Origin of the sequence: Actinoplanes oblitus, from assembly GCF_030252345.1 — a bacterium.
Taxonomy (GTDB): Bacteria; Actinomycetota; Actinomycetes; order Mycobacteriales; family Micromonosporaceae; genus Actinoplanes; species Actinoplanes oblitus.
Window position 1 is genome coordinate 2,165,258 of sequence record NZ_CP126980.1, and the last position, 15,536, is coordinate 2,180,793.

A 15,536-nucleotide genomic window follows, 5' to 3' on the forward strand; every position below is an offset into this window, starting at 1 on the left:
CGCCAAGTCAAACCCAGATTTCGTACGCCTGGCAAAGGTCCCGTGGCCAAGCGCCCGGTGCGCCGTCCGTCCGGACCGCGAGGCACCGCCGGGCTGATGCGTCCCCGCACGGTACGACCACCCACCACCGGGTCGGTGCGAGTCGGCTGCGGCCGGCCGCCGCGCGGACCCGGCCGCGGGGGTCAGGGGACCGCGCCGAGCATCGTCAGGATGTCGGTGAACATGGTGGTGGTGGCCACCGGATCGAGGTGCTCGGCCTGCCAGCCACGGGTGCGCACGCCCTGCAGCACGCCGATCATGGTGGTCCGCACGGTGCGCAGGGTGGCCGGGGAGAGCAGCACCGCCGAGGTGCCGTCGGCGTGCGCGGCGCGGGAGGCCGCACCGAGGGCGACCAGCACCGCCGCCGACCCGTTCAGGATCTGCGCCACGTGCAGGCGGTCCCGGTCCAGGTTGAAGGCGGCGACGTGGACGGCCAGCCCCAGCCCGGCCAGCAGCCGCCCGGTCTCCTCGCCGCTGAGCACCGCCGGCATCGTCGCCGAGTCGTCCTCGACCGCCGTGGTCCCGTCACCGAACCCGGTCACCAGCTCGGCCGCCACCTCGGCCGGCACCCGCAGCTCGGCCAGCGGCGTCTCCGGGAACCGGCGGCGCAGCGCGGCCTCGACAGCGTCCCGGATCACGTAACCGGGCACCACCCGGTGCTGCTCGGTGAGGCGCCGCATGATCACCGCGACGACGTCGTCGGGGGTCATCGGCCGCTCCATGCACCTACCGTATCGGGGCTCAGGCCACGGCGGGCAGGGTCACCCGGGCAGTGGTGCCGGCCGGGCCGCTGGTCAGGGTGAGTTCACCGAGGTGTGCGGCGATCGCGGCGCGGGCGATCGTCAGGCCCAGGCCGACGCCGGGAATCGCCTGCTCGCGCGCGTGCCGGCCACGGTAGAAGCGGTCGAAGACGTAGGCCAGCTCGTCGTCCGGGATGCCGACGCCGTGGTCGGTGATCTCGACAGTGGGGCGCGGCTCGGCGGTGACCCGGACGGTGACCGGCCGGTCGGCCGGGGTGAACAGCAGCGCGTTGCGCACCACCTGTTCGATGGCGTGGGCCAGCCGGGCCAGGTCGGCGCGCACCACGATCGGCGGACCGGGCCGCACGTCGACAGGCGCGGCGCGCTGCGCGACGAGCGCCCGGCAGCCGGTCAGCGCGGCGGCCACCACGGTGTTCAGGTCGACCGGGCCGACCGGGGCGGGCAGCGGCGCGTCGGCCGGCCGGGTGCCGGACAGGATGTGGTCGACCATCGTGACCAGCCGCTGCCCGTTGCGCTGGATCGGTTCGATCAACTTCCGGTACGCGGCCAGCTCCTCGTTCTCGCTGAGCAGCTCCAGGTACCCCTGGATGCTGGTCACCGGGGTACGCAGCTCGTGCGTGATCGTGGCGACCAGGTCGTCCTCGCGCTGCGCCGCCCGGGCCAGGTGATCGCCGAGGTCGGCCAGCCGCATCCGGTTGCGGATCGCCGCCAGCTGCGTGGCGGCCTGTCCGGCGAACGTGCTGAGCGCCTCCACCTGCCGGTCGCTGACCTGCCGCGGCACGTCGTCGATCACGCACATCGCGCCGAGCACGTGCCCGTCCTCGTCGATCACCGGGGCGCCGGCGTAGAACCTGATGCTCGGTGCGTCGAGCACGTTGCGGTACCCGGAGAACAGCGGGTGCGCGGTGGCGTCCGGGACGATCAGCGGCCGCCGGGCCGGGATCACCTGGGCACAGAACGACACGTCGAGCGGGGTCTGCGCGTCGGCCAGCCCGACACGGCCGGCGAACCACTGCCGATCCCGGTCGATCAGCGAGATCGCCGCCATCGGGGTGTCGAACATGGTGGCCGCCAGCCGGGTGAGGTCGTCGAGCACCGCCGGCCGTGGCTCGTCCAGCACCCGGTAGGAGCGCAGCGCGGCGAGCCGGGCGTCGTCGTCGACCTCGTCGTTCATAGCCTGACCATCGGCGTGACATCGGCGTTCCTGAGGCTCGTCGAGCGGTCACCCGGTGAACCAGAGACGCATCCGGTCGGTGTGCCCGGACCAGGTGAGGGTGAGGTCCCAGCAGCCCGGCTCGGGGATCTTCACCGACGACGGGCCGGCGCCGTTCGGCAGCTCCTGGGTGGCGGTGCGACCGTCCAGCCGGACACCGCTGATGGTCAGCGGGGCGGCCGTCTCGACGGGCAGCCGGGACACCCAGAGGATCTTGGTGCCGTCCACCGGGTCGGCTCTCGGCGGGGCGAACAGGATCGCCATCAGGCCGCCCTCGTCGCCGAGACGGTGCGGGACCCCCGATCCGTCGGAGGAGAAGCCGTCCCGCGCCCACACCGGGAGGGCACCGGTGCTGATCCCGGCGTTGCAGTCGGCCGAGGAGACGGCGGCCCGCGCGACCACCGTCGTGGGGGCGGCCGGCGTGGCCGCGGGACCGGCACCGGTGCGGGGCGGGGCGGTGCAGGCGCCGGCGAGCAGGGTGAGCAGCGCTGCGGTGGTGCGGGCGATTGTCGTACGCAAGGGAAACCACCTCCCGCCTGGGACTGTGGCAGCCACCGGGACCGGGCGGCCACCCCGGGCGCCGGGAGGCGCGCCATCTGACTGCCGGCGGGAAACCGGGAACCGGACGGGTGCCGGCGGACGTGCCCACGCTTCGGAACGAAATCCCTGGTCAGAGCATGCGTGCAAGATCCGTGAAACCCGACAAACACGTCGGATATGCGATACAACGACCATAAGTAGGCACGCAGGAAACCGACGAAACGGGGTTACGAACGGTGGCTACCCCCACGCAGGCCGAGATCCGGGACGACGAGCAGGAACAGCGACGGCGGAGCCTGAGCACGGCGGCGGCGCGGAACCTGACGACCACCACCAAGACGGTCCCGCAGATGCAGGAGATCACGTCGCGGTGGCTGCTGCGGAAGCTGCCCTGGGTCCAGGTCTCCGGCGGCGCCTACCGGGTCAACCGCCGGATGACCTACCGGATCGGCGACGGCCGGCTCAGCTTCACCAACGTCGGGGCACAGGTCCGGGTGGTCCCGGGCGAGCTGCGCGAGCTCTCGGTGCTCAGCGAGTTCGACGACGCCGAGGTGCTGGCCGCGATGGCGGACAAGTTCGTGCAGCAGGAGTACCAGCCGGGCCAGGCGATAGTCGAGTTCGGCTCGGTGGCCGACCGGGTCTACCTGATCGCCCACGGCAAGGTGGACAAGGTCGGCGTCGGCACCTACGGCGACCCGGTCAACCTGGGCGTGCTGGCCGACGGGGAGGCGTTCGGCGAGCAGTCGCTGACCGAGGAGGGCCGGATCTGGGACTACACCGCCAAGGCGATGACGGCGGTGACGGTGCTGACCATGCCGCGGTCGGCGTTCACCGAGCTGCTCGGCCAGAGCGACAGCTTGCGGGCGCACGTCGACAGGTACCGGGCCAAGAACCGCCGGCCGCAGAACAAGCACGGCGAGGCGGCGATCGCGGTGGCGGCCGGGCACACCGGCGAGCCGCAGCTGGCCGGCACCTACGTGGACTACGAGCAGACGCCCCGGGAGTACGAGCTGAGCGTCGCGCAGACCATCCTGCGGGTGCACACCCGGGTCGCCGACCTCTACAACGAACCGATGAACCAGCTCGAGCAGCAGCTCCGGCTGACCGTCGAGGCGCTGCGCGAGCGCCAGGAGTACGAGATCGTCAACAACCGTGAGTTCGGCCTGCTGCACAGCGCCGACCTGCGGCAGCGCATACACACCCGGAGCGGGCCGCCCACCCCTGACGACCTGGACGAGCTGCTCAGCATGCGGCGGTCCACCAAGATGTTCGTGGCGCATCCGCAGGCGATCGCGGCGTTCGGGCGGGAGTGCACCAAGCGGGGGATCTACCCGCCGATGGTGGAGCAGGACGGTGGCAAGTTCCTGTCCTGGCGGGGCGTGCCGATCCTGCCCTGCGGCAAGATCCCGGTGACCGAGACGCACACCACGTCGATCCTGGCGATGCGGACCGGGGAGGCCGACCAGGGTGTGGTCGGGCTGCACCAGACCGGGATCCCGGACGAGTACCAGCCGAGCCTGTCGGTGCGGTTCATGGGGATCGACGAGCGGGCCATCATGTCCTATCTGGTCAGCGCGTACTACTCGGCGGCGGTGCTGGTGCCGGACGCGCTGGGCATCCTGGACCACGTCGAGTTGTCGCACTGATGCCGCTCGCATCCGATCTCGGCAGGGCGATCCTGCGCGACCGCGGTGGGGCACCGTCCGGCGATCTCGGGGCGGTGCTGGGCGGCGTACCGAAAATGATCGGTCTTGGGCCGAGCGGACTCGGCACCTCCGCCGCGCGCGCCTTCCTGCCGTCCGCGTCGAGGCCGTCGCTGTCCTCGTCGACACCGGGTCCGTCCTCGGTGAGGCCGCCGCTGTCCGCGTCGAGGCCGTCTCCGTCGGGGCCGTCCGCGGCGACGGTGCCGCCGCCGGGGACCGATGGGCCGCGGCTCAACTGTCCCGGCCCGCTGCGCGACGACCCGGCCCTGGGGGAGTGGGTCAACGAGGCAGTCGTCCGCTGGGCCGGCGAGGTCGGCATCTACCCGGGCCGCCTCGACACGCTGCGGTCGGCGAACTTCGGCCGCTTCATGATGCTCGCCCACCCGGCCACCAGCGATCCGGACCGGCTGCTCGCCGCGACGAAGTGCCTGGTCGCGGAGTGGGCGGCGGACGACTACTACGTGGACGAGGTGTCGCTGGGCGCGGACCCGATGGTGCTCGGTTCCCGGCTGGCCAACCTGCTCGCGGTGGTCGATCCGGTGTCGATGGTGCCGCGGTACCGGGCCGGCTACGAGGCGTACCACCGGCTCCAGCCGATCTCGGTGGCGTTCCGCAGCGCCATGGCACACCTGGCCGAGTACGCGAGCGTCGCGCAGCTGGGCCGGTTCCAGCACCAGATGGCGATCCTCTTCCTGGCCTGGACGCAGGAGGCGGACTGGCACGCGAACCGGCGCACGCCGCCGGTCTGGGAGTACCTCGTGCAGCGGCATCTCAACAGCTACCTGCCACCGATGATCCTGATCGACGTGCTGGCCGGCTACGAGCTGCCGGCGGACGAGTTCCACCACCCCGACGTGCGGCGGGCGTTCACCACGGCCGGTAACGCCGCGGTGCTGATCAACGACCTGTACTCCGGCAAGAACGAGTCCGAGAACGACCACAACCTGCCGAGCGTGCTGATGGCCGATGAGGGACTCGGCCACCGGGCGGCGGTGCTGCGGACCGTCGAGATCCACAACGAGCTGATGGACGACTTCGTCCGGCTGGCCGGGGCGCTGAGCGTGGCCGGTTCGCCTCAGTTGCGCCGGTTCCTGGCGGACACCTGGGCGTGGCTGGGCGGGAGTCGGGAGTGGCATGCCACGAGCGGCCGGTACCACTCGTCCGATTAAGGGGGAAATTTCGTGACCACTACCGCTGTCTCGCCGCTGCGTACCGACTTCGAACGCTCGGTCGCCGACTACTGGAACACCAACCGCGTGGACCCGGTCAACCTGCGTCTCGGCGAGGTCGACGGGCTCTACCACCACCACTACGGCGTCGGTGAGCCGGACTGGAGCGTGCTCGACGGCCCCGGCCAGGGCGTCATCGCCGAGCTGCACCGACTGGAGAGCGCGCAGGCCGACCTGCTGCTCGATCATCTCGGGCCAGTCCAGCCGGGCGACGCGGTGCTGGACGGCGGATCCGGGCGCGGCGGGACCAGCATCATGGCCAACGCCCGGTTCGGCTGCCGGGTCGACGGGGTGTCGATCTCGGAATACCAGGTGGACTTCGCGAACGAGCAGGCCGCCCGGCGCGGGGTCGCCGATCAGGTGCGGTTCCACTTCCGGAACATGCTGGCGTCCGGCTTCGGCGACGGTTCGCGGCGGGCCATCTGGACGAACGAGACGACGATGTACGTCGACCTGTTCGACCTCTACGCGGAGTTCGCCCGGATGCTCCGGTTCGGCGGCCGGTACGTCTGCATCACCGGCTGCGCGAACGACGTGACCGGCCGGCGCGCCAAGTCGGTCAGCCGGATCAACGAGCACTACACCTGCGACATCCATCCGCGCAGCGAGTACTTCAAGGCGCTCGCGGCGAACGGGCTGGTGCCGATCAACGTGGTCGACCTGACCGCGGCGACGATCCCGTACTGGGAGCTCCGGGCCAAGTCGGAGGTGGCCACCGGGATCGAGGAGGCTTTTCTCACGGCGTATCGGGAAGGCAGTTTTCACTACCTCCTGATCGCCGCCGACCGGGTCTGACCAGCCCGGCCGGATGTGCCGCCGCCGGGGGCTCCGCGCCCCCGGCGGCGGTCTGTCTTTCCCGGCTGTTCCTGGCCGCGCCGGCGGGGTCGTTCTCCGCTGCCCGAGGGGTTGTTTTCCGCTGTGTCCGGGTGGTTGTTTTCCGCTGTGCCCGCGGGGTACAGGAGCTGGTATGGCGTTGCCGATCGAGGACTACGCGATCATCGCGGACACCCAGACCGCCGCGCTGGTCGGCCGCAACGGGTCCATCGACTGGCTGTGCGTGCCCCGCTTCGACTCCGGGGCGATCTTCGCGGCGCTGCTCGGGTCGGCCGAGAACGGTCACTGGACTCTCTCTGCGGCCGGCGTCGTCACCACGCGGCGCCGCTATCGGGACGAGACCCTGGTGCTGGAGACCGAGTTCGAGACCGCGGACGGGGTGGCCCGGCTCATCGACTTCATGCCGCCGCGGACCGAGTCGCCCTCGGTGGTCCGGATCATCGAGGGCGTCCGGGGGCGGGTCGACTTCAGCATGGAGTTGCGGCTGCGCTTCGACTATGGGCACGTCGTCCCGTGGGTGTATCGCGAGGGCGAGGCACTGGTGGCGGTGGCCGGTCCGGATGCGGCCTGGCTGCGCACCCCCGTCGAGTTGCGCGGCGAGAACCTGACCACAAAAGCCGATTTTTCGGTACGCGCCGGTGAGCGCGTGCCGTTCGTGCTGACCTGGCGTCCCTCGCATCTGCCCCCGCCCGAGCCGCTCGACCCGGCCCACGAGCTCGGCGTCACCGAGGGTTACTGGCGCGGCTGGGTGTCCGCCTGCACCTACGAGGGCGAGTGGCGCGACGCCGTGGTCCGCTCGCTGCTCACCCTGAAGGCGCTGACCTACGCCCCGACCGGCGGCATCGTCGCGGCCGCCACCACCAGCCTGCCGGAGAAACTCGGTGGGGTCCGCAACTGGGACTACCGGTTCTGCTGGCTGCGCGATGCCACCATCACCCTGCAGGCACTGCTCTTCTCCGGCTTCCAGAGCGAGGCGATCGCCTGGCGCAAATGGCTGCTGCGGGCCATCGCCGGCAACCCCGAGGAACTGCAGATCATGTACGGCGTGGCCGGTGAGCGCCGCCTCGACGAGTACCTAGCCGACTGGCTCACCGGGTACGACGGCAACCCGGTGCGGATCGGCAACGCCGCCGCCGAGCAGTTCCAGCTCGACGTCTACGGCGAGGTGATGGACGCGCTGCACCAGGGGCGGCGGGCCGGGCTCAAGGCCGACGACCCGGCGTGGGGGTTGCAGGTCAAGCTGATGGAGTTCGTCGAGGAGCACTGGCAGGACCCGGACGAGGGCATCTGGGAGGTGCGCGGCGGCCCGAAACAGTTCACCCACTCCAAGCTGATGGCCTGGGTGGCGGCCGACCGCGCGGTCAAGGCGATCGAGGAGTTCGGCCTGCCCGGCCCGCTGGAGCGGTGGACCCGGCTGCGCTCCCGGATCTGCGACGACATCCTGGCGAACGGGTACGACCCGGTGCGCAAGACGTTCACCCAGTACTACGGCTCCGAGGAACTGGACGCCGCGATGCTGATGGTCCCGCTGGTCGGTTTCCTCCCCGCCGACGACGAGCGGGTGGCCGGCACCGTCGCCGCGATCGAGAAACACCTGCTCGTCGATGGTTTCGTGCAGCGTTACACCCAGCACCCGGACACCGACGTGGACGGTCTGCCGCCCGGCGAGGGCGCGTTCCTGGCCTGCACGTTCTGGCTGGCCGACAACTATGCCCTGATGGGCCGGCACGACGAGGCCCGCGAGACGTTCGCCCGGCTGCTGGCCCTGCGCAACGACGTCGGCCTGCTGTCCGAGGAGTACGACACGGCCGCGGGCCGGCTGGTCGGCAACTTCCCGCAGGCCTTCAGCCACGTCCCGCTGATCGACACCGCCCGCACGCTGACCAGCGCCTTGGCCCCGACCGAGGTCCGCGCCAAGGAGGGCCTCAAGTAAACCCCGCGGCTGGTCGTGGTGGTGGTCTCCCGCCCCGGGATACCACCGTGAGCGCCAGCCGTGGGTTTGGCGGCTGGTCGTAGTGGTGGTGTCCGGTCTCGGGATACCACTGTGAGCGCCAGCCGTGGGTTTGGTGGCTGGTCGTGGTGGTGGTGTCCGGTCCCGGGATACCACCGTGAGCGCCAGCCGGTGGCGGCACCGGCGAACGATAACCGACAGGTTAATCGGCGGTGCGATCTTTCGCGTTGTTCCGGGCCGCGCGCCGGACGATCGTATTCGACATGCCGGAAATCATGATCGACGTGGCGGGGACGCCGGGGAACGCCATGGCCGGGCTGGCCGGGCTGGGGCCGATCATTCCGCTGGGTCCCCCGAGCGTGCCCGGGGCGGGAGCCCGCGCGGCGGCCGGAACCACAGTGCGGTTTCGGGTTGCCGGCGAGGGCGGTGTCCGTAGCGTGTGAGGGCATGCGGGAGAGAAGACTGGGGGACCTGACGGTCTCGGCGATCGGGTTCGGCGCGATGGGGATGAGCCACGGCTACGGACCCGGACCGGACCGGGAGGCGAACATCGCGCTGTTGCGCGGCGCCGTGGAGCGAGGCGTCACGCTTTTCGACACGGCGGAGGTCTACGGGCCGTGGGTCAACGAGGAGCTGGTCGGCGAGGCGCTGGAACCGTTCCGCGGCCAGGTGGTGATCGCCACCAAGTTCGGTTTCCGGATCGACGCGGACGGACGGCAGCAACCCGGGGTGGACAGCCGGCCGGAGAACATCCGCAAGGTGGCCGAGGGTTCGCTGCGGCGGCTGCGGGTGGACGCGATCGACCTGTTCTACCAGCACCGGGTGGACCCGGACGTGCCGATCGAAGACGTCGCCGGAACGGTCCGGGACCTGATAGCGGCCGGCAAGGTCCGGCATTTCGGGATGTCCGAGGCGGCGCCCGGGACGATCCGGCGGGCGCACGCGGTGCAGCCGGTGACGGCGGTGCAGAGTGAGTACTCGCTGTGGTGGCGGCGTCCCGAGGAGGAACTGCTCGACACCCTGGCGGAACTGGGGATCGGGTTCGTTCCGTTCAGCCCGCTGGGCCGCGGCTTCCTGACCGGCAAGATCGGCGCGGACACCGTCTTCGCGGCGAACGACATGCGCAACGGGCTGCCCCGGTTCTCGGCGGCGGCGCGCGAGGCGAATCAGGCGCTGGTCGAGCTGATCGCGCGGATCGCGGCCGGGAAGGCGGCGACCCCGGCGCAGGTGGCGCTCGCCTGGCTGCTCGCGCAGCGGCAGTGGATAGTGCCGATCCCGGGCACCCGGCGCCTCGACCGGCTGGAGGAGAACCTCGGCGCGGACCGAATCGAGCTGACCGCCGCCGACCTGGCGGAGATCGAGACGGCCGCGGCCAAGATCGAGGTGCACGGGGGGCGCTACCCCGAGCAGATGGAGAGGATGACGAACCTCTAGGCGACGGCGGCGCGGCGCGGGGAGTACTCCTTCTCCTCGTACTGCTCGGTCCAGCGGCGGCTGCTCGACTCCAGCGGGTCCGACTCGTAGACGGACCGGCCGTGGAAGCGCTGCGAGTAGTCGAGCATGCCGTCGACCAGGCGGTCCACGTCCGGGGCGGGCCGCACCACCAGGCGCATGAACTGGCTGGTCATGCCGAGCTTGTTGCCGCACTCGCGGGTCATGATGCCGTGGTTGGCGACCAAGAAGTCGCGCAGTGCCACGCCGGACCACTCGGTCGGCAGCTTGACCAGGAAGAAGTTGCCCTGCGACGGGAAGACGGTGAGGCCGGGGATGCGCTGCAGCTCCCGGCCCATCGACCGGCGGTCGCGGCTGAGCAGGCGCAGGCTCTCCTCGTACTCCATCTCGTGCTGCTGGATCATGTGGACCACCTTCTCCGCGAGGGAGTTCACATTCCACTTCGGCAGCATCTTCGCGATCTTGCCGGCGATCGCCGGGTTGGCGAGCATGTAGCCGAACCGGATGCCGTGCAGGCCGAAGTTCTTGCCGAGCGACTTGAGCACCACCGTGTTCGGGCGGATCACCGCGTCCGGGCCGACCGACGGGTAACGCTCGGCATCCGAGAAGTCGATGAACGACTCGTCGATGACCACCAGGTCGAGGTCGCTGAGCTGGTCCATGAACCGGATGACGTCGCGCCGCGGCAGGTAGTTGCCGTCCGGGTTGTTGACGTTGCAGACCACCGCGACCCGGGACCGGCGCTCCCTGATGAACTCGACGTACTCCTCCAGGTCGAGCCGGAAGCCGTCGCGTTCCTGCAGCGGGAACATGTCCACCCGCTTGCCGGTCTCCAGCGGCTGGTCGGTCCACCTGCCGAAGGTCGGGATCGGGACGGCCAGACTCTCCTTGACCAGCAGGTGGTCGATCCAGGTGATCAGCTCGGTGGAGCCGTTCGCCATCGCCACCGTCTGCGGGTGCAGGTTGAGCACGCCGGCCAGCTTCCTGGTGATGGTGGCCGAGTCGCTCGGGTAGTACTTGAGGATGTTCGTCAGCTCCCGGGTGAGCTCGTCGAACATCTCCGGGGTGGGGAAATACGGGTTGCACGGGATGCAGAAGTCGACGATCTCGGCGCCCTCACCGGCCGCTCTGGCCAGGTCGAAGTAGGAGGCGCTGTGCGCTCCCTTGTGCAGGATCGCGGTGTCGATTCCGGTCCGTGCCACGGTGTCCTCCCGATGCCCTCGGTGACGTTGCCGTCCCCGAGTACGGGACTCGCAGCCCGATCGTTCACAACATCGTTGATCCTCGCGGAGCGTTAAGGCGGAGGAAAGGAACGACATGCGGGGGATCGTGCGTACCGGATTGATCGGATGTGTCGTGCTCGGCTCGGTGACCGTGGCGGACGAGGCGCGGGCGGTGCCCGGCGGCGCGGCGGCGGTCCGGACCGGATGGGAGTGGCCCGTCGCCGCGCCCGGAGCAGGGCGGCCGGTGCTTTCATCCCGGTCGGATGAGGCGGTGACGGGCGGGCCACGGCGATCCTCAGCGCCATGACCGTCGAACCTGTCAAACCCACCGTCAACGCCGGGAAACTGTGGGCCGGCGGCGGAGCCACCGCGGCGGTGGCGGCCCTGATCGCCATCGCCGGGATCCTGCTCGGGCGCGGAGTCTTCGGCGTGGACGTGCTGGCCCCCAAGGGCGAGGGCACCTGGGGTGACGCGAGCACCGGGTGGTACGCCCTCGGTGCCGCGGCCGCCGCCCTGGCCGCCACCGGCCTGGTGCACGTGCTGCTGCTGACCACCCCGCGGCCGATGCGGTTCTTCGGCTGGGTGATCACGCTGGCCACGATCTCGGCGATGCTCGCGCCGTTCGTCACCGACGCCAGCCGTGGATCACAGTTCTACACCGCGGGGCTCAACATGATCATCGGGATCGCGATCGGGTCGCTGGTGGCCGGAACGGCGCGCTCCTCGATCGCCGTGCCGGTGCGAGGTTACCGATGACCACGACGTTTCACGTGCTCACCGTCCCGGAGGCGCTGGAGGTCGAGCAGGTCGACCAGCAGCGCGGCCTGAGCGGTGCCGAGGCCACCGCCCGCCGGGCGAAGTACGGCCCGAACAAATTCGCCGAGGCCGAGCGGGAGCCGTGGTGGCGCTCGTTCGTCAGGCAGTACGCCGACCCGATGCAGATCGTGCTGCTCGCCGCCGGCCTGGGCAGCCTCTACCCGCTGAAGCAGTGGGGTACCGGCGTCATGCTGATCGCCCTGACCCTGCTCAACGCGTTCCTCGGCCTGCACCAGGAGGGCAAGGCCGCGGCCGCCATCGACGCGCTGCAGAAGATGATGATCATCAAGACCCGGGTACGCCGGGACGGCAAGCTGGTGGAGCTGGCCGCCGAGGATCTGGTGCCCGGCGACGTGGTGCAGGTCGAAGCCGGCGACGTGGTCCCGGCCGACGGGCGGCTGCTGCGCGCGGCCACCCTGAGATCGCCGAGTCCGCGCTGACCGGGGAGAGCCTGCCGGTCGCCAAGAACGTCGAACCGCTCGAGAAGGTCGACGCCGACCTGGGCGACCGGTCCGACATGGCGTACATGAACACCAACGTGACCCGGGGCTCCGGCGAGCTGCTGGTCACCGCGACCGGGATGAACACCGAGGTCGGCCGGATCTCCGGGATGCTGCAGACGGAGAAGGACGCGGACACCCCGCTCACCCGGCAGCTTGCCCGGCTGACCAACCAGATCCTCTACATCGCCGGGTTCGCGCTGCTCGCCTCGGTCGTGATCAACCTGGCCCGGGGCAACGAGTTCAACGTGGTGTTCACCGCCGCCGTCGCCTTCGCGGTCTCGGCCATCCCGACCGGGCTGCCGGCCGTCGTCACCACCATCCTGTCGCTCGGCACCCAGCTGCTCGCCAGGTCGAACGCGATAGTGAAACGGCTGCGCTCCACCGAGACGCTCGGCTCCACCTCGGCGATCAACTCGGACAAGACCGGGACGCTGACGCTGAACCAGATGACGGCCACCGAGATGGCCATCCCGGGGCGGCGCTACAAGATCTCCGGGAGCGGTTACTCCACCGAGGGCACCATCAAGCGGGTGGCCGGGGAGCCGGACACCCCGCTGGAGGAGTACCTGCTGCCGATGATCCTGGCCTCGGACGCGGTGATCTCCGACGGCGCGATGATCGGTGACCCGACCGAGGGCGCGCTCGTGGTGCTCGCGGAGAAGGGCGGCCTGGACGCCGAGGCGACCCGGGAGAAGTACCCCAGGATCGCCGAACTGCCGTTCGACGCGGCGTACAAATTGATGGCTACCTTTCACCAGGTCTCGGACAAGACGGTCCGCTGTTTCGTCAAGGGCGCCCCTGATCAGCTTCTCGCGCGCTGCGATGTGACACCCGAGCAGCGCGAACGCTACCTGGCCGAGAACGATCGGCTGGCCCGGCAGGGGCTCCGGGTGCTGGCGACCGCCCGCAAGGACATCGACGGCTTCGATCCGGCGGATGACCTGCTGGAGACGCTGACCGGTCTGGAGCCGCTCGCCCTGGTCGGCATCGTCGACCCGCCGAGGCCGCAGGCCAGGGCCGCCATCGAGCAGGCGCACGCGGCGGGCATCGAGGTCCGCATGATCACCGGTGACCACGCGATCACCGCGGCCGCCATCGCCGGCAAGCTCGGCATCCGCGGCCGGGCGATCACCGGCGCCGAGTTCGCCGCGATGAGCGACGACGAGCTGGACCGGGAACTCGACGGGATCGGCGTGATCGCCCGGGTCACCCCGGAGCACAAGGTACGCCTGGTCGAGGCGCTCCGCCGCAAGGGTCACATCGTCGCGATGACCGGCGACGGCGTGAACGACGCGCCGGCACTGAAGAAGGCCGACATCGGCATCGCGATGGGGATCACCGGCACCGAGGTGAGCAAGGAAGCCGCCGCGATGATCCTCACCGACGACGACTTCGCCACCATCGTGAAGGCCGTCGAGCTGGGCCGGGCCCTCTACGCCAACCTGAAGAAGTACATCTTCTTCCAGATGGGCGTGCTGGCCGCCATGATCGTCACGTTCCTCGCGGCGAGCATCGGCAACATCGCGGCCGGCGTGCCGTTCGTGCCGCTGCAGACCCTGTGGCTGAACTTCACCACGCAGGTCTTCCAGTCCGTCGGCCTCGGGTACGGCAACGCCGAGCCGGACATCATGCGGCGCCGGCCGCGCCGTTCCGACGAGCCGCTGCTGACCAACCGGGTGCTCGGCTGGCTGAGCCTGCTCGGCCTGTTCATGGGCGTGATCACGCTGCTGGTGATCTGGTTCGCCGAGCGGAACAGGGACGTCGGTGTCGCCCGGACCATGGGCCTGACCGCGTTCTCGCTGATGAACCTGATCTTCTCCTTCACCGTGCGCAGCGACATCCGCTCGGTCTTCAGCCTGGAGACCTTCAACGACCGGCGCTTCGTGATCACCAGCGGGATGTCGCTGGCCGCGATCGTGCTGGCCACCGAGTTCGGCCTGTTCCAGCGCATCCTGCAGACCGTCCACCTGGACCTGTGGCAGTGGGGTGTCTGCCTGGTCGCCGCGCTCACCGTGCTCGTGCCCACCGAGATTCGCAAGGCGGTGCTGCGGCGCCGGGCGGGAGGTTCGGAATGATCGCATTGATCCAGCTGGGCGATGTCGCCATCGGCGCGGTGTTCCGGGTGGGTGAGAAGAGCGCCGACAGACTGGCCGAGCTCCGGTCGCGGTTCGACAGGGAGAGCTTGCGTACGGCCGGCGAGGCCTGGGCCCGATGGACGATCCTCGCCGAGCGGGGCGCCGCGGAGCGCGAGCGTGGCGTACGCGGCGCCCAGCGGGCCGTCGACGCCGCGGTGGAGCGGCTGGCCCACTCCACCATCGTCGAACGTGTGGTGGACGCCCAGCTGAACCGGGTGCTCGGCATGCTGGAGCACGACCCGGACCGGATCCGGGCGCTGGTCCGTGGCCAGAGGGACAGCATCGTCGGCGAGGCGGTCGGCCGGGTGCGCGCCGGGGCGGCAGCCGGGGACAGTGCCGTCGACCGGTTCACCATGCGGGTGCGGCGCGGCGAGACGCCATGACCGGATACGCCGGGCTGGTCAGCCGGACCTTGGCGTACCTGATCGACACCCTTACCGTCGGGCTGCTGACCGGTGCCGGGCTGACCGCGCTGGCGGCGGTCGCGTCGGTCGTCGGCACCGAGGCGCGCAAGCTCGCCGAGATGCTGCTCTCCGGCTACCTGGTATTCCTGCCGGCCCTGCTGGCGGTGTACTGCGCGCTGTTCTGGAGCCTGGCCGGGCGCACTCCGGGGATGGCGGTGCTCGGCGTCCGGGTGGTCCGCTCCGACGGCCGCCCGGTGCGCTGGTTCGCCGCGCTGGTCCGCGGGCTGCTGCTGGCGTACTTCCCGATCGGCGCCCTGTGGCTGCTGGTCGACCGCCGCCGGCAGGGACTGCCCGACAAGGTGGCGATGACCACCGTGATCCGGGAGGGCTGAGGGGCGTACCGAAAAAGGCCGGTCACCACGAGCGCGGTGACCGGCCGGACAAACCTCAGGACCCCAGGATCTTGGCCTTCTGCACCTCGACCTCGGCGTCGCTCAGCAGACCCTGCGCCCTCAGCTCGGACAGCTGCTTGAGCTGCTCCAGCTTCACCGACATCGGATCCGGCGCCGGGGCGGCCGGCTCCGGCTCCGGCTGCTGGGCGTTGTAATCCTCCTCCTGTGCCTGCCGGGACCAGCGGCCGGCCTGCCGCCGCGACACCCGGTTGGACACCGCTGTCGCCGTGCCGGCGATCACCGCGGTGCGTGCGACTCCCCTGAGCAAACCCGGCATCGCC

General features: G+C 70.5%; 16 protein-coding genes. 11 read left to right on the top strand and 5 right to left on the bottom strand.

The genetic code is table 11. The features are described 5' to 3' along the window. Positions 1–182 precede the first annotated feature (182 nt). Genes Actob_RS09920 through Actob_RS09930 form a run of 3 tightly spaced genes read right to left on the bottom strand, consistent with a single transcriptional unit; the run spans position 183 to position 2,532 of the window. Positions 183–761, bottom strand: coding sequence for a hypothetical protein (locus Actob_RS09920; RefSeq protein ID WP_284919768.1), 579 nt, complete (start codon positions 759–761; stop codon positions 183–185). Between the two features lie 19 nt (positions 762–780). Beyond that, positions 781–1,974 carry a GAF domain-containing sensor histidine kinase gene (locus Actob_RS09925; protein WP_284919769.1) on the bottom strand — a complete coding sequence of 398 codons (1,194 nt, stop codon included), beginning with the start codon at positions 1,972–1,974 and terminating at the stop codon, positions 781–783. A gap of 48 nt (positions 1,975–2,022) precedes the next feature. Continuing rightward, positions 2,023–2,532 carry a hypothetical protein gene (locus Actob_RS09930; protein WP_284919770.1) on the bottom strand — a complete coding sequence of 170 codons (510 nt, stop codon included), beginning with the start codon at positions 2,530–2,532 and terminating at the stop codon, positions 2,023–2,025. A gap of 257 nt (positions 2,533–2,789) precedes the next feature. Here Actob_RS09930 and Actob_RS09935 point away from each other — a divergent pair, with 257 nt between their 5' ends. From Actob_RS09935 to Actob_RS09960, 6 genes are all read left to right on the top strand, one after another. Then, entirely contained in the window at positions 2,790–4,199 is a 1,410-nt protein-coding gene (locus tag Actob_RS09935) for a family 2B encapsulin nanocompartment shell protein (protein WP_284919771.1), read from the top strand. Continuing rightward, the gene (locus tag Actob_RS09940; RefSeq protein WP_284919772.1) at positions 4,199–5,425 is read left to right on the top strand and encodes a family 2 encapsulin nanocompartment cargo protein terpene cyclase; all 1,227 of its coding nucleotides are present in this window, start codon (positions 4,199–4,201) and stop codon (positions 5,423–5,425) included. Before Actob_RS09935 ends, Actob_RS09940 begins: the two co-directional genes overlap by 1 nt. 12 nt (positions 5,426–5,437) lie before the next feature. Continuing rightward, positions 5,438–6,280 (top strand): geranyl diphosphate 2-C-methyltransferase, encoded by an 843-nt coding sequence (locus Actob_RS09945; protein ID WP_284919773.1) that lies wholly within the window; start codon positions 5,438–5,440, stop codon positions 6,278–6,280. A 172-nt stretch (positions 6,281–6,452) separates the two neighbouring features. After that, positions 6,453–8,252 (top strand): glycoside hydrolase family 15 protein, encoded by a 1,800-nt coding sequence (locus tag Actob_RS09950; RefSeq protein WP_284919774.1) that lies wholly within the window; start codon positions 6,453–6,455, stop codon positions 8,250–8,252. A 230-nt stretch (positions 8,253–8,482) separates the two neighbouring features. Further along, entirely contained in the window at positions 8,483–8,713 is a 231-nt protein-coding gene (locus tag Actob_RS09955; protein ID WP_284919775.1) for a hypothetical protein, read from the top strand. Positions 8,714–8,717: 4 nt separating this feature from the next. Continuing rightward, entirely contained in the window at positions 8,718–9,704 is a 987-nt protein-coding gene (locus Actob_RS09960) for an aldo/keto reductase (protein WP_284919776.1), read from the top strand. Here the strand turns inward: Actob_RS09960 and Actob_RS09965 are convergent. Next, a complete protein-coding gene (locus tag Actob_RS09965; RefSeq protein WP_284919777.1) occupies positions 9,701–10,924 on the bottom strand; it encodes a pyridoxal phosphate-dependent aminotransferase in 1,224 nt (407 codons plus the stop codon). The genes Actob_RS09960 and Actob_RS09965 overlap by 4 nt on opposite strands. A 324-nt stretch (positions 10,925–11,248) precedes the next feature. Between Actob_RS09965 and Actob_RS09970 the strand changes: the two genes are divergently transcribed. Genes Actob_RS09970 through Actob_RS09990 form a run of 5 tightly spaced genes read left to right on the top strand, consistent with a single transcriptional unit; the run spans position 11,249 to position 15,195 of the window. Beyond that, positions 11,249–11,701, top strand: a complete 453-nt coding sequence (locus Actob_RS09970; protein WP_284919778.1) for a DUF6069 family protein — start codon at positions 11,249–11,251, stop codon at positions 11,699–11,701. Further along, positions 11,698–12,201, top strand: a complete 504-nt coding sequence (locus tag Actob_RS09975; protein ID WP_284919779.1) for a cation-transporting P-type ATPase — start codon at positions 11,698–11,700, stop codon at positions 12,199–12,201. Before Actob_RS09970 ends, Actob_RS09975 begins: the two co-directional genes overlap by 4 nt. 11 nt (positions 12,202–12,212) lie before the next feature. Beyond that, positions 12,213–14,339, top strand: a complete 2,127-nt coding sequence (locus tag Actob_RS09980; RefSeq protein ID WP_284922287.1) for a cation-translocating P-type ATPase — start codon at positions 12,213–12,215, stop codon at positions 14,337–14,339. Then, positions 14,336–14,782 (top strand): hypothetical protein, encoded by a 447-nt coding sequence (locus Actob_RS09985; protein WP_284919780.1) that lies wholly within the window; start codon positions 14,336–14,338, stop codon positions 14,780–14,782. The genes Actob_RS09980 and Actob_RS09985 overlap by 4 nt, the downstream gene beginning before the upstream one ends. Further along, positions 14,779–15,195, top strand: a complete 417-nt coding sequence (locus Actob_RS09990) for an RDD family protein (RefSeq protein WP_284919781.1) — start codon at positions 14,779–14,781, stop codon at positions 15,193–15,195. The genes Actob_RS09985 and Actob_RS09990 overlap by 4 nt, the downstream gene beginning before the upstream one ends. Positions 15,196–15,250: 55 nt before the next feature. On the opposite strand, the gene Actob_RS09995 is transcribed toward Actob_RS09990, so the two are convergent. Next, positions 15,251–15,532, bottom strand: a complete 282-nt coding sequence (locus Actob_RS09995; protein WP_284919782.1) for an SHOCT domain-containing protein — start codon at positions 15,530–15,532, stop codon at positions 15,251–15,253. Positions 15,533–15,536 lie beyond the last annotated feature (4 nt).